The sequence below is a fragment of the Kribbella sp. C-35 genome, from assembly GCF_046549195.1.
Taxonomy (GTDB): Bacteria; Actinomycetota; Actinomycetes; order Propionibacteriales; family Kribbellaceae; genus Kribbella.
Genome location: NZ_JAJPWG010000001.1, coordinates 1331013 through 1353742, shown reverse-complemented (window position 1 = coordinate 1353742; position 22730 = coordinate 1331013). Strand labels below are relative to the sequence as shown.

General features: G+C 68.5%; 22 protein-coding genes. 18 read left to right on the top strand and 4 right to left on the bottom strand.

Annotated elements, in window-relative coordinates; all coding sequences use genetic code 11:
* Positions 1–3 precede the first annotated feature (3 nt).
* The 4 genes from ACLJOO_RS06945 to ACLJOO_RS06930 form a co-directional block, all read right to left on the bottom strand.
* On the bottom strand, positions 4–771 hold the full coding sequence (locus ACLJOO_RS06945; RefSeq protein WP_410785967.1) for an ABC transporter permease: 768 nt from the start codon (positions 769–771) through the stop codon (positions 4–6).
* A complete protein-coding gene (locus ACLJOO_RS06940) occupies positions 768–1688 on the bottom strand; it encodes an ABC transporter ATP-binding protein (protein WP_410785966.1) in 921 nt (306 codons plus the stop codon). Before ACLJOO_RS06940 ends, ACLJOO_RS06945 begins: the two co-directional genes overlap by 4 nt.
* Positions 1689–1755: 67 nt before the next feature.
* Positions 1756–2370, bottom strand: coding sequence for an MBL fold metallo-hydrolase (locus ACLJOO_RS06935; protein ID WP_410785965.1), 615 nt, complete (start codon positions 2368–2370; stop codon positions 1756–1758).
* Between the two features lies 1 nt (position 2371).
* Complete coding sequence (locus ACLJOO_RS06930; protein WP_410785964.1) at positions 2372–3652, bottom strand: isochorismate synthase MenF; 1281 nt, start codon at positions 3650–3652, stop codon at positions 2372–2374.
* 59 nt (positions 3653–3711) lie between these two features.
* Between ACLJOO_RS06930 and ACLJOO_RS06925 the strand changes: the two genes are divergently transcribed.
* The 18 genes from ACLJOO_RS06925 to ACLJOO_RS06840 all read left to right on the top strand — a co-directional run bounded on the left by ACLJOO_RS06925 (position 3712) and on the right by ACLJOO_RS06840 (position 22660).
* Positions 3712–4410, top strand: a complete 699-nt coding sequence (locus tag ACLJOO_RS06925) for a demethylmenaquinone methyltransferase (protein WP_410785963.1) — start codon at positions 3712–3714, stop codon at positions 4408–4410.
* Between the two features lie 154 nt (positions 4411–4564).
* The gene (locus ACLJOO_RS06920; RefSeq protein WP_410785962.1) at positions 4565–5878 is read left to right on the top strand and encodes a geranylgeranyl reductase family protein; all 1314 of its coding nucleotides are present in this window, start codon (positions 4565–4567) and stop codon (positions 5876–5878) included.
* Between the two features lie 86 nt (positions 5879–5964).
* Positions 5965–6324, top strand: a complete 360-nt coding sequence (locus tag ACLJOO_RS06915) for an NADH-quinone oxidoreductase subunit A (RefSeq protein WP_130384816.1) — start codon at positions 5965–5967, stop codon at positions 6322–6324.
* A 1-nt stretch (position 6325) separates the two neighbouring features.
* Positions 6326–6880, top strand: a complete 555-nt coding sequence (locus tag ACLJOO_RS06910; protein WP_130384815.1) for a NuoB/complex I 20 kDa subunit family protein — start codon at positions 6326–6328, stop codon at positions 6878–6880.
* Complete coding sequence (locus ACLJOO_RS06905) at positions 6877–7563, top strand: NADH-quinone oxidoreductase subunit C (protein ID WP_410785961.1); 687 nt, start codon at positions 6877–6879, stop codon at positions 7561–7563. Before ACLJOO_RS06910 ends, ACLJOO_RS06905 begins: the two co-directional genes overlap by 4 nt.
* Positions 7563–8900 (top strand): NADH-quinone oxidoreductase subunit D, encoded by a 1338-nt coding sequence (locus ACLJOO_RS06900; RefSeq protein ID WP_410785960.1) that lies wholly within the window; start codon positions 7563–7565, stop codon positions 8898–8900. Before ACLJOO_RS06905 ends, ACLJOO_RS06900 begins: the two co-directional genes overlap by 1 nt.
* The gene (gene nuoE, locus ACLJOO_RS06895; protein ID WP_410785959.1) at positions 8901–9620 is read left to right on the top strand and encodes an NADH-quinone oxidoreductase subunit NuoE; all 720 of its coding nucleotides are present in this window, start codon (positions 8901–8903) and stop codon (positions 9618–9620) included. It abuts the gene before it with no gap.
* Between the two features lie 2 nt (positions 9621–9622).
* Positions 9623–10933, top strand: a complete 1311-nt coding sequence (gene nuoF, locus ACLJOO_RS06890) for an NADH-quinone oxidoreductase subunit NuoF (protein WP_410785958.1) — start codon at positions 9623–9625, stop codon at positions 10931–10933.
* Positions 10930–13368 (top strand): NADH-quinone oxidoreductase subunit G, encoded by a 2439-nt coding sequence (locus ACLJOO_RS06885; RefSeq protein ID WP_410785957.1) that lies wholly within the window; start codon positions 10930–10932, stop codon positions 13366–13368. Before nuoF ends, ACLJOO_RS06885 begins: the two co-directional genes overlap by 4 nt.
* Complete coding sequence (gene nuoH / locus ACLJOO_RS06880; RefSeq protein ID WP_410785956.1) at positions 13365–14675, top strand: NADH-quinone oxidoreductase subunit NuoH; 1311 nt, start codon at positions 13365–13367, stop codon at positions 14673–14675. Before ACLJOO_RS06885 ends, nuoH begins: the two co-directional genes overlap by 4 nt.
* Positions 14668–15216 carry an NADH-quinone oxidoreductase subunit NuoI gene (gene nuoI / locus ACLJOO_RS06875; RefSeq protein WP_410785955.1) on the top strand — a complete coding sequence of 183 codons (549 nt, stop codon included), beginning with the start codon at positions 14668–14670 and terminating at the stop codon, positions 15214–15216. Before nuoH ends, nuoI begins: the two co-directional genes overlap by 8 nt.
* Positions 15213–16016, top strand: a complete 804-nt coding sequence (locus tag ACLJOO_RS06870; protein WP_410785954.1) for an NADH-quinone oxidoreductase subunit J — start codon at positions 15213–15215, stop codon at positions 16014–16016. The genes nuoI and ACLJOO_RS06870 overlap by 4 nt, the downstream gene beginning before the upstream one ends.
* Complete coding sequence (gene nuoK / locus ACLJOO_RS06865) at positions 16013–16312, top strand: NADH-quinone oxidoreductase subunit NuoK (RefSeq protein WP_130384807.1); 300 nt, start codon at positions 16013–16015, stop codon at positions 16310–16312. The genes ACLJOO_RS06870 and nuoK overlap by 4 nt, the downstream gene beginning before the upstream one ends.
* 11 nt (positions 16313–16323) lie before the next feature.
* Positions 16324–18192: an NADH-quinone oxidoreductase subunit L gene (nuoL, locus tag ACLJOO_RS06860; protein ID WP_410785953.1), complete on the top strand. Its 1869-nt coding sequence runs from the start codon at positions 16324–16326 to the stop codon at positions 18190–18192.
* Complete coding sequence (locus tag ACLJOO_RS06855; protein ID WP_410785952.1) at positions 18189–19712, top strand: NADH-quinone oxidoreductase subunit M; 1524 nt, start codon at positions 18189–18191, stop codon at positions 19710–19712. The genes nuoL and ACLJOO_RS06855 overlap by 4 nt, the downstream gene beginning before the upstream one ends.
* Positions 19713–19717: 5 nt before the next feature.
* Positions 19718–21298, top strand: coding sequence for an NADH-quinone oxidoreductase subunit NuoN (gene nuoN / locus ACLJOO_RS06850; protein WP_410787126.1), 1581 nt, complete (start codon positions 19718–19720; stop codon positions 21296–21298).
* Positions 21295–22317, top strand: a complete 1023-nt coding sequence (locus tag ACLJOO_RS06845; protein WP_410785951.1) for a polyprenyl synthetase family protein — start codon at positions 21295–21297, stop codon at positions 22315–22317. Before nuoN ends, ACLJOO_RS06845 begins: the two co-directional genes overlap by 4 nt.
* Positions 22318–22369: 52 nt before the next feature.
* The gene (locus ACLJOO_RS06840; protein ID WP_410785950.1) at positions 22370–22660 is read left to right on the top strand and encodes a hypothetical protein; all 291 of its coding nucleotides are present in this window, start codon (positions 22370–22372) and stop codon (positions 22658–22660) included.
* Positions 22661–22730 lie beyond the last annotated feature (70 nt).

The following is a 22730-nucleotide window of genomic DNA, read 5'->3' as shown; positions in this document are numbered from 1 at the left end:
CCGTCATCGCCTTGGCTCCCAGCGGAACCAGCGGTACGTCGCCAACGCGGCAACCGTCACCCAAGCGAGCAGGAGGAGCACTGCGGGTACGGCGGCCTCGAACGAGCCACCGATGCCGACGGTGCTCCCATCCGGGGCAGTCCCCGACAACCCGAGCCGCAGCAGATCCACGACCGGAGTAAGTGGCAGAAGCCGGCCGACCTGCGCCAAGGGTTCGGGCAGGTCCGAGAGCGGCAGGTAGAGACCGCTGAGGGTCAGCGGGATGAACAGCATCGGAGTCGTCGTCACCTGAGCCAGCTCCACGCTGCGAGTCAACGGCGTGGTGGCGGCCGCCAGAAATACGAAGGCCAGCGTTCCGAGAACAACGGCCGCGACGACGAGCAGCGGATTGACCGGCAGCGGCAGATCGAAGGCGACGGCGCAGACCACGCCGACTCCGATGATCTGGATCCAGGCGATCGCAACGGAAGGCGCCGCCGTGCCGGCCAGGATCTGCACGTCTCTCGTCTCGCCCGTGCGCAAGCGCTTCAGGACCAGGTCCTCACGCCGAGCGACCAGCGCGGTCACCAAGTGGTAGTACACAAAGAGATTGAGGCTCACGGCCGCTACCGCGGTGACGATCGCAGCACCCGCGTCCGCGCCGATGATCCCGCTCAACTCGGGTGTCGAACGCAGACCGAGCACGGTGCCGATGGGCAGGCCGAAGGCGATGAGCACAGCCACTGGATTCCGCCGGAGCAGCAAGGCTTCCGACCAGACCAGGGCGGTCATGCCGCAACTCCCTTGTCGGACTCGGCGATAGCGAGGAACGCTTCCTCCAAGGACGCCGGGCGGGCGGTGAGATCGTCGAGACGGAGGTCGTTCCGGCCGGCCCAGCCGAGGACGAGACCGAGGGTCGCCTGCAGGTCGTCCGCTGCGAGTACGGCGTACTGTCCGTTGACCGAGGCAACTACTCCGGGGAGGTCCGGTACGCCGACGCCCGCCGGGAGCCGGAACGAGATCCGGGCCGGCCGGGTCGCCGCGAGTTGGGCCGGGGTGCCGAGGCCGACGATCCGGCCGTGGTGCAGGATCGCCAGCCGGTCCGCCGGCTCGGCCGCCTCGGCGAGGTAGTGGGTGGTCAGCAACACCGTCGTACCTGAATCCAGCAGGTGAGCGATCAGCTGCCAGGTGCGCTTCCGGTTCTCCGGATCGAGACCGGCCGTCGGCTCGTCGAGGAACAGCAGGTCCGGCTGACCGGAGATCGCCAGGGCCAGGTTCAGTCGTTGCCGTTCGCCGCCGGAGAGCTGCCGGATCCGGACGTTCGCCCGGCCGGTCAGCTCGACGAGCTCGAGCACCTCGCGGACCGGACGTGGCGTGCTGAGCGTTCCGGCCCACATCCTGGCGGTCTCGGCGACGGTCAGGTCGGCGGCGAAACCGCTGTCCTGCAGCATGATCCCGGTCCGCGGCCGCACCTTCCGCCGGTCGCGGTACGGATCGTGGCCGAGCACCCGCACCGTTCCGGAAGTCGGCTGCGCGAGCCCTTCGAGCACCTCCAGCGTGGAGGTCTTCCCGGCGCCGTTGGTGCCGAGCAACGCGAAGAGCTCACCGCGGCGGACCGAGAAGTCGATGCCGCGCACCGCCTCGTACCCGGGCCGGCCGCCGTACCGCCGGGTGAGCCGCTCGACCCGGATGACCGCTGATTCGTCCATACGAACCAGGATCGGGCCGTCGCGGCTACTCGCGGCGTGGAGTTGTCACCGAAACCGGTGACATCTGTCAGTTGATCTCGAGGGACTGACCGGGAGTCAGGCCGTGGTACGGGCGGCCGCCTGCCTCGCCGATCCAGCGCTGCATCATGCCGAGGCCGATGTCGCTGAGCAGGGCGTTGTGGATGCCGACGGTCTGCTCCGCCTTGATCGAGCGCGCGTACTCGACGGCGGGCGCGACCGAGAACCACGGGCCGGAGATCGGCACCAGGTTGGTGTGCACCTCGCGGTCCGGCTGGGTGAACGAGTCGCCCGGGTGGTAGACCGCGTCGTCGACCAGGTAGCCGATGTTCTCGCACGGTACGCCGAGCTCGGGCAGGATCACCGCGTGATCCTTGCCGTAGGCACGGACCGCGAAACCGGCCGCGTCGAACGACTGACCGTCCGATACCACCGTGACCCGCTCGTCGTTCAGATCGGCCGCGACACCGGCGGTGGTGAACACCGGCACCTGCAACCCGCGCAGCCGCTCGACGTCGACGTGGTCGGGGTGCTCGTGCGTGACCAGCACCGCGTCCGCCTTCTCGAAGGCCGCGTCCTCGGAGAACGTGCCCGGGTCGATCAGCAGCACCTTCCCGTCCTTCTCCAGGCGGACACAGGCGTGTGCGAACTTGGTAAGCCTCAACTCAGTCTCCCAACGCGTCTCTCATCGGCACCAGCTTGGCGTTCGTCTCGGCCAGTTCGGCGTCCGGGTCGGAACCCGCCACGATGCCGGCGCCGGCGAACAGCCGCATCCGGCGCGGCTCCTCCGGGTCGGCCTGGCCACAGCGCAGCGCGATGCACCACTCGCCGTCGCCGGCCGCGTCCATCCACCCGACCGGTCCGCTGAACCGGCCGCGCTGCATGCCCTCGATCTCACCGATCAGGTCCCGCGCGACCGGCGTCGGCGTACCGCAGACGGCCGCGGACGGGTGCAGCGCGGCGGCGAGGCCCAGCGCGGACGCGCCGTTGTTCGCAACGCCGGCCACGTCGGTGGCCAGGTGCATCACGTTCGGCAGGTGCAGCACGAACGGGGTCTCCGGCACGTTCATCGACGTACAGTGCGGCTCCAGCGCCTCGGCCACCGAGCGGACCGCGAACTCGTGCTCCTCGAGGTCCTTCGACGACCGGGCCAGCGACGCCGCCAGCGCCAGGTCGTGCTCGTCGTCGCCGGTACGGCGGATGGTCCCGGCCAGCACGCGGGACGTGATCAGGCCCTTCTCCCGGCGTACGAGCAGCTCCGGGGTGGCGCCGATCAGGCCGTCGACGGAGAACGTCCAGCAGTTCGGGTACGCCGTCGCGAGCCGGTGCAGCGGCCAGCGCAGATCGATCGGCTGCGCGGCGATCGCGATCAGGTCGCGGGCCAGCACCACCTTGTCGAGCTCGCCGGCGGTGATCCGGCGGACCGCGTCGGCGACGATGCTCGACCAGTCCGTCCCGGTCCGGGCGCCGTCCGCGAACGTCACGTCGTACACCGGCGACGGCTCGTGGACGACCAGCTCGGGCGGCGCGCCCAGCGAGCTGGCCGGCGAGACCGTGGTCACCCAGGCGGTGTCGCCGCGGCGGCCGACGATCACGTCGGGGACCACCAGCTCACCCGGGTCCTGATCGGTGAAGCCGAAGGAGCCGAAGCAGACCAGCCCGGAGCCCGGTACGCCGACCTCGTCGCGGACCACCGCGGCCGCGGTCAGCTCCTGCCACCAGGTCATGGCCTCCTGGAAGCGGTTGCTACCGGCAACGTCCAGCCGGCCGGCGACGCCCCAGCCGACGTGGCCGTCGCCCCGCCGTACCCACGCGAGTCCGCCCTCGTCCGGCAGATGGTCCAGCAGTTGTGCCGAGACCCCGTCCACCGCCTGACTGCGAACCACCAACTGCGGTGCGGGGCCTCGGGTCGCGAGGGCCGCACGGCTACCTGGAGATGCACTCACGAGATGCAAGCGTATGCCTCCCGTCCGGCAGACACGGTGCCGCGTGATGAACTAGACAGGTGACGCGCGCAGATCTGAGCAAGGACCCGCAGGCCGTGGCGGCCATGTTCGACAACGTGGCCGAGGGGTACGACCGGACCAACGCGGTCGCGACGATGGGGCTGGAGAAGCTGTACTGGCGGCCCGCCACACTGGCCGCGATCGCGCCGCGGAAGGGGATGAAGATCCTCGACCTGGCGGCCGGGACCGGCGCGTCCAGCATCAACCTGCGCGAGGCCGGCGCCGAGGTGGTGTCCTGCGACTTCTCGGTCGGCATGCTCCGGGTCGGCAAGCGCCGGCACCCCGAACTGGACCTGGTCGCGGGCGACGCGCTGCGGCTGCCGTTCGCCGGCGACACGTTCGACGTGGTGACGATCTCCTGGGCGCTCCGGAACGTGAACGACGTCGCGGCCGCGCTGCAGGAGATGCTGCGGGTGACCCGCCCCGGCGGGCGGCTCGTCGTACTGGAGCAGTCGCACCCGACCTGGAAGCCGTTCCGGGTCGTGTACCTGGAGTACATGATGCGCGCGGTGCCGGCGGTGGCGAAGGTGGTGTCGACCAACCCCGAGGCGTACGAGTACCTGGCGGAGTCGACGCGCGCCTGGCTGCCCCAGGAGCCGCTGGCCCGGGCGATCGAGGACGCCGGGTGGACCCGCGTCCAGTGGCGCAACCTGACCGGCGGCCTGGTCGCCATCCACAGGGCAGTGAAGGCCGGTTAATTACGCAACGGAACTTATGCGTAATTGGCTTGTCTGCAAGGAGGTTGGGGTCAGTTTCGTGTCCATGTCAGGCAGTCCTAGACTGTCGAGTGAAGAGGGCTCGTGAACGACTTCACGAGCGCACACGCCCCCTAAGAACATCCAGGCCGGAGAGATGAGCGAGAGCGTGCCGAGCGGGCAGCAGGCGGAGACCGCCGATGTGATCGTCGTCGGTGCCGGACCCGCCGGATCGGCGGCGGCGTACCACCTGGCGAACGCCGGGCTGGACGTCCTGCTGCTGGAGAAGACCGCGTTCCCGCGGGAGAAGGTGTGCGGCGACGGGCTCACCCCGCGCGGCACCAAGCAGCTCATCAACATGGGCATCGACATCTCCGAAGAGGCCGGCTGGATCCGGAACTACGGACTCCGCATCCAGGGCGCCGGGCACGTCCTGCAGCTCGACTGGCCGGACCTGGCCAGCCACCCGAACTACGGCCTGACCCGGAACCGGATGGACTTCGACGAGATGCTCGCCCGGCAGGCCGAGAAGGCCGGGGCGCGGCTGCGGGAGCGGACCAACGTGACCGGCCCGATCCTGGACGCCAAGGGCGACATCGTCGGCGTCACCGCGAAGCCGGTCGACGACAACGGCCGGAGATCCGGGGCCGACGTCGAGTACCGGGCGCCACTGGTGATGGCGGCCGACGGCAACTCGTCCCGGCTGAGCATCGCGATGGGCCTGCACAAGCGCGACGACCGCCCGATGGGTGTCGCCGTACGGACGTACTTCACCAGCCCGCGGACGAACGACGACTACCTCGAGTCCTGGCTGGAGCTGTGGGCCGACGACCCGAAGCAGCCCGGTGGCCGCGTGCTGCTTCCCGGCTACGGCTGGATCTTCGGGATGGGCGACGGCACGGTCAACGTCGGCCTCGGCATCCTGAACACCTCGGAGGCGTTCGGCAAGGTCGACTACGCCGACCTGCTGAAGCAGTGGCTCAAGGTCACGCCCGAGGAGTGGCAGTTCCGGGACGAGTTCCAGACCATCCCGATCCGGGGCGCCGCGCTGCCGATGGGCTTCAACCGGCAGCCGCACTACACCCGCGGCCTGATGCTGCTCGGCGACGCCGGCGGCATGGTCAACCCGTTCAACGGCGAGGGCATCCCGTACGCGATGGAGTCCGGGGCGTTCGCCGCCGAGGTCGCCGCCCAGGCGCTGCACCGGCAGCCGAACCAGCGGGAACGCGCGCTGTCGGCGTACCCGAAGGCGCTGAAGCAGGAGTACGGCGGTTACTACACGCTCGGCCGGATCTTCGTGAAGCTGATCGGAAATCCGGAGGTGATGCGGCTCTGCACGAAGTACGGTCTGCCGCGCACCACCTTGATGAAGTTCACCCTGAAGTTGCTCGCCAACCTCACCGACCCGCGCGACGGGGACGTGATGGACAAGATCATCAACGGCCTCACCAAGCTCGCCCCGGCCGCCTGAGCGGCGGGGCGAGTGAGCTGAGCCACAGCGCTACTGATATCCAAAGACAAGTACAGACCACCGGCTGAAGGAGGGAGCACGCAGCGATGCACCCCTATACACCGATTCTCGCTCTCGGTGTGCTCGCGGCGCTCTTCGTCGCAGGCAGCATCACCGTTAGCGCGCTGGTCGGCCCGAAGCGCTACAACCGGGCCCGGCTGGACTCCTACGAGTGCGGCATCGAGCCCACTCCGCAGCCGGTCGGCGGTGGGCGCTTCCCGGTGAAGTACTACATCACCGCGATGCTGTTCATCGTGTTCGACATCGAGATCATCTTCCTCTACCCGTGGGCGGTGGCCTTCGACCAGATGGCGCTGTTCGGGTTGGTCGAGATGGTCATCTTCATCGTCACCGTCTTCGTCGCGTACGCCTACGTGTGGCGCCGCGGCGGACTGGAGTGGGACTGACATGGGTCTTGAGGAACAGCTTCCGGCCGGCGTCCTGCTGAGCACCGTCGAAGGACTGCTCGGCTACATGCGCAAGGCCTCGTTGTGGCCGGCAACCTTCGGGCTGGCCTGCTGCGCCATCGAGATGATGACCACCGGCGCCCCGCGGTACGACGCCGCGCGGTTCGGCATGGAGGTCTTCCGGGCCTCGCCGCGACAGGCCGACCTGATGATCGTGGCCGGCCGGGTGAGCCAGAAGATGGCTCCGGTCCTGCGCCAGATCTACGACCAGATGCCCGGCCCGAAGTGGGTGCTGGCGATGGGCGTGTGCGCGTCGTCGGGCGGCATGTTCAACAACTACGCGATCGTGCAGGGCGTGGACCACGTCGTACCGGTCGACATGTACCTGCCCGGCTGCCCGCCGCGGCCGGAGATGTTGCTGGACGCGTTCCTGAAGATCCACGACCAGATCCAGCACATGAAGCTCGGCGCGCACAAGAAGGCGCTGGAGACCGAGCTGGAGGCCGCGGCCCTGACCGCCGCGCCGACGATCGAGATGAAGGGTCTGCTCCGGTGAGCGAGTCCGAGAACCTGCCGGCGACTCCGGAGGCTTCGGCCCCGGAGGTCATCGAGCAGCGCGAGGGCATGTTCGGTGTCCAGGGCACCGGTGACACCTCCGGTTTCGGCGGCCTGAAGCGCAACGTCATACTCCCCGGGGCCACCCCGCGGCCGTACGGCTCCTGGTTCGACGGTGCGGTGGACCGGCTGGAAGGCCTGGCTGCCGACGGGGCGATCGAGAAGGTCGTCGTCGACCGCGGTGAGCTGACCCTGCACATCAAGCGCGAGAACCTGGTCGAGGTGTGCCAGCACCTGCGTGACGACGAGGCGCTGCGGTTCGAGTTCTGCTCCGGTGTCAGCGGTGTGCACTACCCGGAAGAGACCGGCCGCGAGCTGCACGCCGTCTACCACTTCCTGTCGATCACCCACAACCGACGGATCCGGCTGGAGGTGTCGGCACCCGACGCCGACCCGCACATCCCGTCGATCGTCTCGGTCTACCCGGCCAACGACTGGCACGAGCGGGAGACCTGGGACTTCTTCGGCATCATCTTCGACGGGCACCCGGCACTGACCCGGATCCAGATGCCCGACGACTGGCCGGGTCACCCGCAGCGCAAGGACTACCCGCTCGGCGGTATCGACGTCGAGTACAAGGGCGCTGTCATCCCACCGCCCGACACGCGGAGGTCGTACAACTGATGACCACTACAGATCCCTACGCGACCACCCGCGACACCACCGAGGGCAAGGTCTTCACCGTCACCGGTCAGGACTGGGACTCGGTCGTGTCCGGCCTCGGCGAGGAGCCGGAAGAGCGCGTCGTCGTCAACATGGGCCCGCAGCACCCGTCCACGCACGGCGTGCTCCGGCTGATCCTCGAGCTCGACGGTGAGAACGTGACCGAGGCCCGCTGCGGCATCGGCTACCTGCACACCGGTATCGAGAAGAACATGGAGTTCCGCTCCTGGGTGCAGGGCGTCACGTTCGTCACCCGGATGGACTACCTGTCGCCGTTCTACAACGAGGCGGCGTACTGCCTGGCGGTCGAGCGGCTGCTCGGGATCGAGGACGAGATCCCGGACAAGGCGAACGTGATGCGGGTGCTCCTGATGGAGCTCAACCGGATCAGCAGCCACCTGGTCTGCATCGCCACCGGCGGTATGGAGATCGGCGCGCTGACCGTGATGACGATCGGTTTCCGCGAGCGTGAGAAGACCCTGGACCTGTTCGAGCTGATCACCGGGCTGCGGATGAACCACGCGTTCATCCGGCCGGGCGGTGTCGCGCAGGACCTCCCGCCGGGTGCGCTGGACAAGATCCGCGAATACATCACGTGGATGAACCGGCACCTCAAGGAGTACGCCGAACTCTGCAACGCCAACCCGATCTTCAAGGCGCGGCTGCAGAACGTCGGCTACCTGGACCTGGCCGGCTGCATGGCGCTCGGCATCTCGGGCCCGACGGTGCGCTCCACCGGCTACGCGCTGGACCTGCGCAAGAGCCAGCCGTACTGCGGGTACGAGACGTACGACTTCGACGTACCGACCTGGGACTCCTCGGACTCCTACGGGCGGTTCCGGGTGCGGCTGCAGGAGATGCACGAGTCGCTGAAGATCGTCGAGCAGTGCGCCGACCGGCTGGAGAAGATGGAAGGCCAGCCGGTGATGGTCGCCGACAAGAAGATCGGCTGGCCGAGCCAGCTGGCCGTCGGCGCCGACGGGATGGGCAACTCGCTCGACCACATCAAGCACATCATGGGCGAGTCGATGGAAGCACTGATCCATCACTTCAAGCTGGTCACCGAGGGCTTCCGGGTCCCGGCCGGCCAGGCCTACGTGGCGATCGAGTCGCCGCGTGGCGAGCTCGGTGCGCACGTCGTCTCCGACGGCGGCACCAAGCCGTACCGGGTGCACTTCCGTGACCCGTCCTTCGCAAACCTGCAGGCGATGCCGATCATGTGCGAGGGCGGCCAGGTCGCCGACGTGATCGTCGCCGTCGCCAGCCTTGACCCGGTGATGGGTGGAGTGGACCGCTAAATGGCCGAGAACCACACGACTGCTACCGACAAGACGGTGCCGTACAGCACCGGCGACTCGAAGATCACCGACGCCACGATCGCGGAGATGCGCGAGATCGCGGCGCGGTACCCGGTCGCCCGGTCCGCGCTGCTGCCGATGCTGCACCTGGTGCAGTCGGTCGAGGGCCGGGTCACCCCGGAGGGCATCGAGGCCTGCGCCGACGTGCTCGGGCTCACCGGCGCCGAGGTGTCGGCGGTGGCCACCTTCTACACGATGTACAAGCGCCGCCCGGTCGGCGACTACCACGTCGGCGTCTGCACCAACACGCTGTGCGCGGTGATGGGCGGCGACTTGATCTTCGACCGGCTGAAGCAGCACCTCGACGTCGGCAACGACGAGACCACCGAGGACGGCAAGATCACCCTCGAGCACCTCGAGTGCAACGCCGCCTGCGACTACGCGCCGGTGATGATGGTCAACTGGGAGTTCTTCGACGACATGACGCCGGAGTCCGCCACCCAGCTGGTCGACGACCTGCGGGACGGCACCGAGGTGAAGTCGCCGCGCGGTGCGACGATCTGCACCTGGCGTGAGGCCGAGCGGGTGCTGGCCGGGTACTCCGACGGCCGCGCCGACGAGGGCCCGACCGGCGGCAAGGCCACGCTGGCCGGCCTCCGCCTGGCCCGCGAGCGCAACTGGTCGGCCCCGAACGGCTCCGACACCCCGAAGGAGGGCTGACCATGGTGGACACGCTGACCCCGGTGCTTTCCGACAACTGGGACCAGATCAACGCCTGGCAGCTGGCGTCGTACCAGCGCACCGGCGGGTACGACGGGCTGCGCAAGGCGCTCGGGATGCAGCCGGCCGATGTCGTTGCCACGGTCAAGGACTCCGGGCTGCGCGGTCGTGGCGGCGCGGGCTTCCCGACTGGCATGAAGTGGCAGTTCATCCCGCAGGACAACCCGAACCCGAAGTACCTCGTGGTGAACGCCGACGAATCGGAGCCGGGCACCTGCAAGGACATCCCGCTGATGATGGCCTCGCCGCACACGCTGGTCGAGGGCGTCGTCATCGCGTCCTACGCGATCCGCGCGTCGGTCGCGTTCATCTACGTCCGCGGTGAGGTCCTGCACGTGATCCGCCGGCTGCAGCAGGCGGTCCAGGAAGCCAAGGACGCCGGCTACATCGGCACGAACATCCTCGGCAGCGGCTACGACCTCGACGTGGTCGTGCACGCCGGCGCCGGTGCCTACATCTGCGGCGAGGAGACGGCGCTGCTCGACTCGCTGGAAGGACGTCGCGGTCAACCTCGGCTGCGTCCTCCCTTCCCGGCCGTGGCCGGTCTGTACGGGTGCCCCACTGTTATCAACAACGTCGAGTCGATCGCTTCCGTTCCCGCCATCATCAAGAACGGGCCGGACTGGTTCTCCTCGATGGGCACCGAGAAGTCCAAGGGCATGACGCTGTACTCGCTGTCCGGGCACGTCACCCGCCCGGGTCAGTACGAGGCGCCGCTGGGCATCACGCTGCGGGAGCTGCTCGATCTGGCCGGCGGGGTCCGTGAGGGCCACGAGCTGAAGTTCTGGACGCCGGGCGGTTCGTCGACGCCGCTGCTGACGTCGGAGCACCTCGACGTACCGCTGGACTACGAGGGCGTCGGCGCGGTCGGCTCGATGCTCGGTACGAAGGCGCTGCAGATCTTCGACGACTCGGTCTGCGTCGTGCGCGCCGTACTGCGCTGGACCGAGTTCTACAAGCACGAGTCCTGCGGCAAGTGCACGCCGTGCCGCGAGGGCACGTGGTGGCTGGTGCAGATTCTCGAGCGGCTGGAGAAGGGCCAGGGGTCCGACGAGGACCTGGACGTCCTGCTCGACCTGTCCGAGAACATCCTCGGCCGGTCGTTCTGCGCGCTCGGCGACGGTGCGACCGCGCCGATCACGAGCTCGATCGCGCACTTCAAGGACGAGTACCTGGCGCACTTCGAGAACGGCGGCTGCCCGTTCGACCCGATGGCAAGCACTGTCTTCGCGACTGCTGGAGCTAGCGCATGACGATCCAAGCGAACCCGCCGGCCGGGTCGGAGGTGGAGCGCACCGATCTGGTGACGGTCACCATCGACGACATCGAGGTGAAGGTTCCGAAGAACACTCTGCTGATCCGGGCCGCGGAGCAGATCGGGGTCCAGATCCCGCGGTTCTGCGACCACCCGCTGCTCGACCCGGTCGGTGCCTGCCGGCAGTGCCTGGTCGAGATCACCGACGCCGGCAACGGCCGCGGCATGCCGAAGCCGCAGGCCTCCTGCACGATCACCGTCGCCGACGGCATGGTGGTCCGGACCCAGGTGTCCTCGCCGGTGGCCGACAAGGCCCAGCACGGCCAGATGGAATTCCTGCTGATCAACCACCCGCTCGACTGCCCGGTCTGCGACAAGGGCGGCGAGTGCCCGCTGCAGAACCAGGCGATGAGCAACGGCGCCGGCGAGTCCCGGTTCCACGAGTCGCACGGGATCAAGCGGACCTACCCGAAGCCGATCAACATCTCGGCCGAGGTGCTGCTGGACCGCGAGCGCTGCATCCTCTGCGCGCGCTGCACCCGCTTCTCCGAGCAGATCGCCGGTGACCCGTTCATCGCGCTGATCGAGCGCGGCGCGCTGCAGCAGGTCGGCATCTACGAGAAGGAGCCCTTCGAGAGCTACTTCTCCGGCAACACGATCCAGATCTGCCCGGTGGGTGCGCTGACGAGTGCGGCGTACCGCTTCCGCTCGCGGCCGTTCGACCTGGTGTCGGTGCCGTCGGTGGCCGAGCACGACGCGTCCGGTGCGGCGATCCGGGTCGACTACCGGCGCGGCAAGGTGATGCGCCGGCTGGCCGGCGACGACCCGCAGGTCAACGAGGAGTGGATCTCCGACAAGGACCGGTTCGCGTTCCAGTACGCGACCACCGGTGACCGGCTGACCCACCCGCTGATCCGCGAGGACGGCGAGCTGCGGCCGGCGTCCTGGCCGGAGGCGATCGCTTTCGCCGCCGAGCAGCTGACGGCGGCCCGTGGCAACGCGGCGGTGCTGACCGGCGGCCGGCTGACGGTCGAGGACGCCTACGCGTACTCGAAGTTCGCCCGGGTCGCACTGGGCAGCAACGACATCGACTTCCGGGCCCGCCCGCACTCCGCGGAGGAGGCGGACTTCCTCGCCGCCGCGGTGGCCGGCACCGGTCTGGGTACGACGTTCGCGGACCTGGAGAAGGCCGGCTCGGTGCTGTTCGTCGGGTTCGAGCCCGAGGAAGAAGCGCCGTCGGTGTTCCTCCGCGTCCGCAAGGGCGTGAAGAAGCACGGCACCAAGGTGTTCACGATCGCGGCGTACGCGTCCCGGGGCGTGGAGAAGCTGGACGGCGTCGTCGTCCAGGCTTCGCCGGGTACTGAGGCCGCCGTACTCGCGGATCTCGGTAACGCCGGCGAGGCCGGGGCAGCTGCCCGGGCCGCGCTCGGTGCGGACTCGATCATCGTGGTCGGCGAGCGGCTGGCCGCGGTGCCGGGCGGGTACTCGGCGGCGCTGCGGCTCGCACTCGACACGGGTGCGCAGCTGGCCTGGATCCCGCGGCGTGCGGGTGACCGGGCCGCGCTCGAGGCCGGTTGCCTTCCGGGCCTGCTGCCCGGTGGCCGGCTGGTCAGCGACCCGCAGGCGCGGGTCGACCTGCAGGCCGCCTGGGGCGTCGACAACCTGCCGGGTGCGCCCGGCAAGGACCTCACCGAGATCATCGCCAACGCCGGATCGCTGCAGGCGCTGGTCGTCGCGGGTGTCGAGATCGACGACCTGCCCGACCCGGCCGCGGCGCTCGCCGCGCTGGACGCCGCGCCGTTCGTGGTCAGCTTCGAGGTTCGCAACTCGCAGGTGACCGAGTACGCCGACGTGGTCTTCCCCGTCGTGCCGCCGGCGGAGAAGTCCGGCACCTTCGTGAACTGGGAGGGCCGCGAGCGGCCGTTCCCGGTCGTGCTCACGGTGCCGACCGCGATGCCGGATGTCCGCGCGCTGGCCGCGCTGGCGCAGGAGATGGGCAACCCGCTCGGCTTCAGCACGACCGACGGCGCCAAGCGCGAGTACGACGAGCTCGGCCGCTGGGACGGCGACCGGGCCCAGGAGCCGACGTACCAGGCCGGTCCGGCCCTCGGCGCGTTCGACTCCACCCGGCTCGCGACCTGGCGGATGCTGATCGACGACAGCCGCGCCTGCGACGGTGAGCCGCACCTGACCGCGACCGCGCGGACGTCGGTCGCCCGGGTCTCGCTCACCACCGCGCGCCGGATCGGTGTCGCCGACTCCGATGAGCTGGTGGTGAGCACCGACGCCGGGAGCATCCGGCTGCCGGTCGTCATCACCCCGATGGCCGACAACGTGGTCTGGCTGCCGACCAACTCGGCCGACTCCCACGTCCGCCGGTCGTTGCACGCAGACCATGGCTCGATCGTGACGATCGCCGGAGGGAACGCATGACCATCCCACTCGCGGTGCCGGACGCTGGGGTCGGGCACGACCCTTGGTGGGTCATCCTCATCAAGGTGCTGTTCATCTTCGTCTTCCTGGTGGTGCTGACGCTCTTCAACATCTGGTGGGAACGCCGGGTGGTGGCGCGGATGCAGCACCGGATCGGCCCGAACGTGCACGGCCCGCAGGGTCTGCTGCAGTCGCTGGCCGACGGTGTGAAGCTGATGCTCAAGGAAGACCTGATGCCGAAGGGCGTCGACCGGCTGGTCTTCGTGCTGGCGCCGGCGATCGTCGCCGTACCGGCCTTCCTCACCTTCGCGGTGATCCCGTTCGGCCCGACGGTGAAGATCCCGTTCACCGACACCTACACCCGGCTGCAGCTCACCGACCTGCCGGTCTCGGTGCTGTACGTGATGGCGATCGCCTCGATCGGCATCTACGGCATCGTGCTCGGCGGCTGGTCGTCGAACTCGACGTACTCGCTGCTCGGCGGTCTGCGGTCCAGCGCGCAGATGATCTCGTACGAGGTCGCGATGGGGCTGGCCCTGGTGACGGTCTTCCTGTTCGCCGGGTCGCTGTCCACCTCGGAGATCGTGGCGGCGCAGTCGCACCAGACCGTGCACTGGTTCGGGGCCGACATCCCGCTGCCCGGGTGGTACGCGTTCCTGCTCTTCCCGTCGTTCGTGATCTACGTGATCTCGATGGTCGGCGAGACGAACCGGGCGCCGTTCGACCTTCCCGAGGCCGAGGGCGAGCTGGTCGCGGGCTTCCTGACCGAGTACTCCTCGATCAAGTACGCGATGTTCTTCCTGGCCGAGTACATCAACATGGCGACCGTGTCCGCGCTGGCCACCACGCTGTTCCTGGGCGGCTGGCGGGCGCCGTGGCCGATCTCGATCTGGGACGGCGCGAACTCCGGCTTCTGGCCGGTGCTGTGGTTCATGGGCAAGCTGATGGGCTTCATCTTCTTCTACATCTGGCTGCGCGGAACGCTGCCGCGACTGCGCTACGACCAGTTCATGAAGTTCGGCTGGAAGATCCTGATCCCGGTCTCGCTGGCCTGGATCCTGCTGGTCGCCACCGTCCGTGCGGTCGGCCGCGAGACCAACTTCAGCCGTACGACGCTGCTCGTCGCGGCCGCGATCGTGCTGGTGATCGCGGTGATCAGCATGTTCGTCCCGCAGAAGCCCAAGGAAGAGCCGGCTGAGGTGGCCGACGGCGAGGAGTTCGACGCCTTCGCCGGCGGGTTCCCGGTGCCACCACCGATCCCCAGTCAGCAGACCGAGCCGAAATCGAAGGCAGGCAGCCGTGGCTAGTGTCAAAGAGTCCCTCTGGGATCCGGTAGCCGGGTTCGGGGTCACCTTCCGGACCATGTTCCGGAAGGTGTTCACCGAGGAGTACCCGTTCTACAAGAAGCCGACCGCGCCGCGGTTCCACGGCCGGCACCAGCTGAACCGCTGGCCGGACGGCCTGGAGAAGTGCATCGGCTGCGAGCTGTGCGCGTGGGCCTGCCCCGCGGACGCGATCTACGTCGAGGGCGCCGACAACACCGAGGGCGGCCGGATGTCGCCGGGTGAGCGGTACGGGCGCGTCTACCAGATCAACTACCTGCGCTGCATCCTCTGCGGTCTGTGCATCGAGGCCTGCCCGACCCGGGCGCTCACCATGACCAACGAGTACGAGCTGGCCGACACCAGCCGCGAGTCCCTCATCTACGAGAAGAAGGACCTGCTGGCGCCGCTGCTTCCGGGCATGCAGGAGCCGCCGCACGAGATGCAGCTCGGTGCGACCGACAAGGACTACTACCTCGGTCTGACCGGCGCGGCATCGCACGCCGACGGGAGTGACGCCAAATGATCGGGTTGGTCACCGGGCCGCAGGTCGCGTTCTGGCTGCTCGCCCCGGTCATGATCCTGGCCGCGATCGGCATGGTGCTGGTCCGTAAGGCGGTGCACTCGGCGCTGCTGCTGGCGACCGTGATGATCTGCCTCGCGGTGCAGTACGCCGCGCAGGACGCGCCGTTCCTGTTCGCCGTCCAGATCATCGTCTACACCGGCGCGATCCTGATGCTGTTCCTGTTCGTGCTGATGGTGGTCGGCGTCGACGCGTCCGACTCGCTGGTCGAGACGATCCGCGGTCAGCGGCTGCTCGCCGGAATCGCCTTCCTCGCCTTCGGTGTCTTGCTGATCGCCGCGGTCGGGAACGCGATCTACGGGCACCCGACCGGACTGGCCGACGCGCAGCCGGACGGAAACGTGAAGGGCCTCGCACAGTTGCTGTTCGGCAAGTATGTGTTCGCCTTCGAGGTCACGTCGGCGCTGCTGATCACCGCGGCGATGGGCGCCATGATGCTGGCCCACCGCGAGCGGCTGACCAAGAAGCGGACGCAGCGCGACCACGCCGAAGAGCGGATCCGCAAGTACGCCGAACAGGGCATCCACCCAGGCCCGCTGCCGACGCCGGGTGTCCTGGCCCGGCACAACGCCGTCGACACCCCGGCGCTGCTGCCGGACGGGTCGATCGCACCGACCTCGGTTTCGCGGGTGCTCCAGGCACGTGGCACCGTGTTCCCCGAAGCTGCGGAGCGCGCGGACGTCGACGAGGTCCGCGAACTCACCAACGAGGGCGAGTACCCGGTAGAGGAGGACGGCAAGTGACGACCGAGCCGTACATCGTTCTTGCGGCGATCCTGTTCAGTATCGGCGCGCTGGGCGTGCTGGTACGCCGGAACGCGATCGTCGTCTTCATGTGCGTCGAGCTGATGCTGAACGCGACCAACCTCGCGTTCGTGAGCTTCGCCCGCCAGCACGGCAACCTCGACGGCCAGATCGCCGCCTTCTTCGTGATGGTGGTGGCCGCGGCCGAGGTCGTGATCGGGCTGGCGATCATCATGGCCATCTTCCGCACCCGTCGCTCGGCCTCGGTCGACGACGCCAACCTGCTCAAGTACTGAGGTAAGCACCGATGAGTCATGAGCTGACGTGGCTGCTGGTCGCGGTACCGGCACTGTCCGCGGCGATCCTGCTGCTCGGTGGCAAGGCCACCAACGCATGGGGTCACCTGCTGGGCACGCTGGCGCCGGTGATCTCCTTCGCCTTCGGCGTCGTGCTGTTCTTCCAGATGCGCGGCCAGGCGAGCGAGGAGCGGTCCGAGACGGTCCGGCTGTTCGAGTGGTTCTCGGTCGGCCAGATCAAGGTCGACTTCACGCTGCTGATCGACCCGCTGTCGATCCTGTTCGTGCTGCTGATCACCGGTGTGGGTTCGCTGATCCACATCTACTCGATCGGCTACATGGAGCACGACCCGCGCCGGCGGCGGTTCTTCGGCTACCTGAACCTGTTCATCGCGTCGATGCTGCTGCTGGTCCTCGCCGCCGACTACCTGCTGGTCTTCGTCGGCTGGGAGGGCGTCGGTCTGGCGTCGTACCTGCTGATCGGGTTCTGGCAGCACAAGAACTCGGCCGCGGTCGCCGCGAAGAAGGCGTTCGTGGTGAACCGGGTCGGTGACATCGGCCTCTCGCTCGCGGTGATGAGCATGTGGGCGCTGTTCGGCTCCTCGGCCTTCGGCACCGTGAACGCCGGCGCCGAGCACCTCTCGAGCACCTGGGCCACGCTGCTCGGCCTGATGCTGCTGCTGGCCGCCTGCGGTAAGTCCGCGCAGGTGCCGCTGCAGTCCTGGCTGCTGGACGCGATGGAGGGCCCGACCCCGGTGTCGGCGCTGATCCACGCGGCGACCATGGTCACGGCCGGCGTCTACCTGGTGGTCCGGTCGCACGCGATCTACGAGGTCACCGACGCCGCGTCCACCGCGGTGGTGATCGTCGGTACGGTCACCGCGCTCGCCGGTGCGATCATCGGTTGCGCCAAGGACGACATCAAGAAGGCGCTGGCCGGTTCGACGATGAGCCAGATCGGCTACATGATGCTCGCCGCGGGTCTCGGCCCGGCCGGGTACGTGTTCGCGATCTTCCACCTGCTCACCCACGGCTTCTTCAAGGCCAACATGTTCCTCGGCGCCGGCTCGGTCATGCACGGCATGAACGACGACGTGAACATGCGCCACTACGGCGCCCTTCGGACGCCGATGAAGATCACCTTCGCGACCTTCGCCTTCGGCTACCTGGCGATCCTCGGCATCCCGCCGTTCGCCGGCTTCTTCAGCAAGGACAAGATCATCGAGGCCGCGTTCGCGGACAACACGGTGATCGGTCTGTGCGCGCTGCTCGGCGCCGGGATCACCGCGTTCTACATGACGCGGGTGATGCTGATGACGTTCTTCGGTAAGAAGCGCTGGGCCGAGGACGTGCACCCGCACGAGTCGCCGGCCGTGATGACCTGGCCGCTGATCATCCTGGCGGCGCTGTCGCTGGGCGGCGGCGCGCTGTACTTCGCGGGTCACTGGATCGTCGACTGGCTGGAGCCGATCGTCGGTCACGAGGAGGAGCACCCGCCGGTGAGTGCCCTGGTGATGACGCTGATCACCCTCGCGGTGGTTGCCGTCGGCATCGTCATCGCGGTGCTCAAGTACCGCCGGGACATCCCGCGGGAGGCGCCCGCCGGTTCGCCGGTCACCGTCTTCGCCCGCCGGGACCTGTACGGCGACGCGCTGAACGAGGCGGTCCTGATGCGGCCCGGGCAGTACCTGACCCGGACGCTGGTCTGGCTCGACAACCGGGGCGTCGACGGCCTGGTCAACGGCCTGGCCGCACTCTTCGGCGGTCTGTCCGGCCGGCTCCGCCGGTTCCAGACGGGCTTCGTCCGTTCGTACGCACTCAGCATGGTCTTCGGCGCCGCATTCGTGGTCGTCGCCCTCCTCGCGGTGAGGTTGTCGTGAACATCGGTTGGCTGACCCTGTTACTGCTCCTGCCGTTCGTCGGGGCCATCGCGACGATGCTGGTGCCGAAGGCGAAAGCGCTGACGGCCAAGCAGGTCGCGCTCGGGTTCTCGCTCGTGACGCTGGTGCTGACCGCGGTCGTCGCGATCGGCTACCACCGCAACGGCGGCGAGGACTACGCCGAGACGCACACCTGGATCAAGGCCTTCGGCGCGCACTACGCGCTCGGCCTCGACGGTGTCGGCATCGTGCTGGTGGTGCTGACCGCGCTGCTGACGCCGATCGTGATGATCGCGTCCTGGAACGACGCGTCGCACGGCCGCTGGTCGGAGAAGTCCTTCTTCGCCTGGATCCTGGGCCTCGAGGCGCTGTCGATCGGCGTGTTCTCCGCGACCGACGTGTTCCTCTTCTACGTGCTGTTCGAGGCCACGCTGATCCCGATGTACTTCCTGATCGGCGGTTTCGGCGGCCCGCAGCGTTCGTACGCCGCGGTGAAGTTCCTGCTCTACTCGCTGCTCGGCGGTCTGCTGATGCTGGCGTCGGTCGTCGGCCTGTACGTCGTCTCGGCGAAGGCTGGTGAGCCGTCGTACCTGCTGAGCGACCTGATGAAACTGGACATCAGCCAGAACACCGAGCGGTGGCTGTTCCTCGGCTTCTTCTTCGCGTTCGCGGTGAAGGCGCCGATGGTGCCGTTCCACACCTGGCTGCCGGACGCGGCCGGTGAGGCGACGCCGGGGACGTCGGTGCTGCTGGTCGGCATCCTGGACAAGATCGGCACCTTCGGGATGATCCGGTTCTGCCTGGGCCTGTTCCCGAACGCGTCCGAGTGGGCCACCCCGGTCGTGCTGGTGCTGGCGCTGATCTCGGTGTTGTACGGCGCGCTCCTGGCGATCGGCCAGACCGACATCAAGCGCCTGATCGCGTACACCTCGATCTCGCACTTCGGCTTCATCGTGATGGGCATCTTCGCGCTGACGTCGCAGGGCCTGACCGGGTCGACGCTGTACATGTTCAACCACGGTCTCTCCACCGCGGCACTGTTCCTGGTCGCCGGGTACCTGATCTCCCGGCGCGGGTCCGCGCGGATCGCCGACTACGGCGGGGTGGAGAAGGTCGCCCCGGTGCTGGCCGGAACGTTCCTGTTCGCGGGACTGTCCAGCCTGGCGCTGCCGGGTCTGTCGCCGTTCATCTCCGAGTTCATGGTGCTGGCCGGGACGTTCAGCCGGCACAAGGTGATCGCGGTGATCGCCGTTCTCGGTATCGTGCTGGCCGCGCTGTACATCCTGCTGATGTACCAACGCACGATGACCGGTCCGGTCCGCGACGGGATCGAGAAGCTGAAGGACCTGAACGCGCGTGAGGTGCTGGCGATCGCGCCGCTCGTGGTCCTGATCATCGGCCTGGGGATCTTCCCGAAGCCGGTGGTCGACATCATCAAGCCCGCGGTCGACGAGACCATGCAGCGGGTCGGCGTGACCGACAAGGCACCGCAGATCCCCGTGACGGAGGGACAGAAGTGAGCGCGATGTTGCTGCCGCTGGCGGACTTCACGGCGCCCAAGATCGAGTACAACGAGCTGGCTCCGCTGCTCGTCGTATTCGGCGCGGCGTGCGTCGGCGTCCTGGTCGAGGCGTTCCTGCCGCGGCCGTTGCGGCACCTGGTGCAGCTGGCGATCACGGTGGTCGCCGTGGTCGTTTCCGGTGTGCTGACCGGCATCCTGATGAACGGCAAGAAGGAACTGCTCGCCGCCCAGGGTGCGATCTCGGTCGACGGCCCGGCGCTGTTCACCTGGCTGATCCTGCTGGCGCTGTCCCTGATCAGCGTGCTGCTGTTCGCGGAGCGCTCGATCGACGGCGGCCTGTCCGCGTTCGCCGGCCAAGCGGCCGCCGTACCGGGGTCCGAGGCCGAGCGCGAGGGTACGGCGGCGCGCGTCGAGCACACCGAGATCTTCCCGCTGACGCTGTTCGCGGTCGGCGGCATGATGCTGTTCGCGGCGTCGAACGACCTGCTGATCCTGTTCGTCGCGCTCGAGGTCTTCTCGCTGCCGCTCTACCTGCTGTGCGGTCTGGCGCGTCGTCGCCGGCTGATCTCGCAGGAAGCCGCGATGAAGTACTTCCTGCTCGGTGCGTTCTCGTCCGCGTTCCTGCTGTTCGGGATCGCGCTGCTCTACGGGTACGCGGGCACGATGTCGCTCGGCGGGATCGCGGACGCGCTCAGCTCGGACACCGGGAGCGACACCATCCTGCTCGCCGGCACCGGCCTGCTGGGCGTCGGCCTGCTGTTCAAGGTCGGCGGCGTACCGTTCCACTCCTGGACGCCGGACGTGTACCAGGGCGCTCCGACGCCGGTCACCGGGTTCATGGCGGCCTGCACCAAGATCGCCGCGTTCGTCGGCCTGATGCGGGTCTTCTACGTCGCGCTCGGCGGTTCGCGCTGGGACTGGGCGCCGATGATGTGGATCATCGCGATCCTCACCATGGTGGTCGGTTCGATCGTCGCGATCACCCAGACCGACGTGAAGCGGATGCTGGCGTACTCGTCGATCGCGCACGCGGGCTTCCTGCTGACCGCGTTCGTCGGCCTCGCGCAGGCCGGGAGCGGTGTCCACAACGGCATCACCTCGACGCAGGCAGTGCTGTTCTACCTGGTCTCGTACGGCTTCCCGACCATCGGTGCCTTCGCGGTCGTCACGCTGGTGCGCGACGCGGGCGGCGAGGCGACGCACCTGTCCCGCTGGGCGGGCCTCGGCAAGAAGTCGCCGCTGCTGGCCGGGATCTTCGCGTTCTTCCTGCTGTCCTTCGCCGGCATCCCGCTGACCGCGGGCTTCACCGGCAAGTGGGCGGTCTTCAGCGCGGCGTGGACCGGTGGCGCGTGGCCGCTGGTCGTCGTCGCTGTCCTGTCCAGCCTGGTCGCCGCGTTCTTCTACGTCCGCGTGATCGTGCTGATGTTCTTCTCCGACCTGCCGGCCGACGCGCCGGACGTGGCGCTGCCGGGCTGGCAGACCACGTCGGCGGTCGCTCTGGGTCTTGCCGCCACGGTGGTTCTCGGTCTGGTTCCCGGACCGGTGCTCGACCTGGCGGCCCGAGCTGGTGAGTTCATCCGTTGAGTCCGACCCCGCTGCCGGCCGAGAGCCTGGGATTCGAGTTCGCCGACGCGGCGCTCGAGTCCCGGGTTCGTGCTGGGCTGGAGCGTGTGGAGCAGGCGCTGCTCGACGCGACCCAGTCGGAGGCGCCGTTCGTCACAGCGGCCGCCCAGCACGTCATGCTTGCCGGCGGCAAGCGGTTCCGGCCGCTGCTGGTGCTGCTGGCGGCGGAGTTCGGTGCTGACGTCTCGTCCGACGACGTCGTGAAGTCTGCGGTCGTCGTCGAGCTCACGCATGTCGCGACGCTGCACCACGACGACGTGATGGACGAGGCCGCGCTGCGGCGCGGCTCGTCGACGGCGAACGCGCGCTGGGACAACTCGGTCGCGATCCTGTCCGGTGACTGGCTGTTCGCCCGGGCGTCGGACCTGGTCGCGGATCTCGGGCCGGAAGCGGTCCGGATCCAGGCCCGCACCTTCAGCCGCCTGGTCGAGGGCCAGATCCGCGAAACGATGGGTGTCGGCGAAGGCCAGGACCCGCTCAAGCACTACCTGTCGGTGGTCGCCGACAAGACCGGCTCGCTGATCGCAACGTCCGCCCTCTTCGGCGCTCGGTACGCCGGTGCCTCCGAGGACATCCAGGAGTCGTTGCGGGCGTTCGGCGAGGAGATCGGTGTGGCCTTCCAGCTTGCCGACGACCTCCTGGACATCGCGTCCGAGTCCGACCAGTCCGGTAAGACCCCCGGCACCGACCTCCGCGAGGGTGTCCCGACCCTCCCGGTCCTGATCTTCCGCGCGCAGGCAGACCCCACGGATCCCACGGACGCCCGCCTCCTGGACCTCCTGGACTCCGACCTCTCCGACGACGCCCGCCTGGCGGAAACCCTCGACCTGCTCCGCTCCCACGCCACCTTCCGCCAAGCCGAGGACGACGTACGCCGCCGCGCAGCCGACGCCCGCAAACTCCTGGCCACCCTCCCCGAGGGCCCCGGCCGAGAAGCCCTCGACGCCCTCTGCGACCTGGTAGCCACCCGCAGCGTTTAGCAGCCGAGTGACGAGCGCGGCCGATTGCCCGATGAGTCAGTAGGGTTGGCGAATGATCGGCACACTGGTCGGTGGTGCGATAGCGCTCGTGGGGTCCGTCATCGGCATCGTGATCTCGCAAGTCCTGCAGCGTAGGGGCTCCCGCGATGCCCAGATCCTCGAAGCCAAGGTGCGGGTCTTCGGCGAGTGCACCGAGGCGTTGTACGAGTACGCGCGGGCCAACTTCGGTCGAGCGAGAGCTCGCATTCAAGGGCAGCCTGAGACGATCCGGGAAGAGCTTCGGCAGGAGGTCTACCGCTGCGAAGCCCGGGCTCGATCGGCGATCGGCGATCGGGATACCTGAGTGGCAGCGACGGTCTGGATGACGACTTCGAGTCGGTGCACACAGCAGTGCACGCCTTCAATCAGGCGCA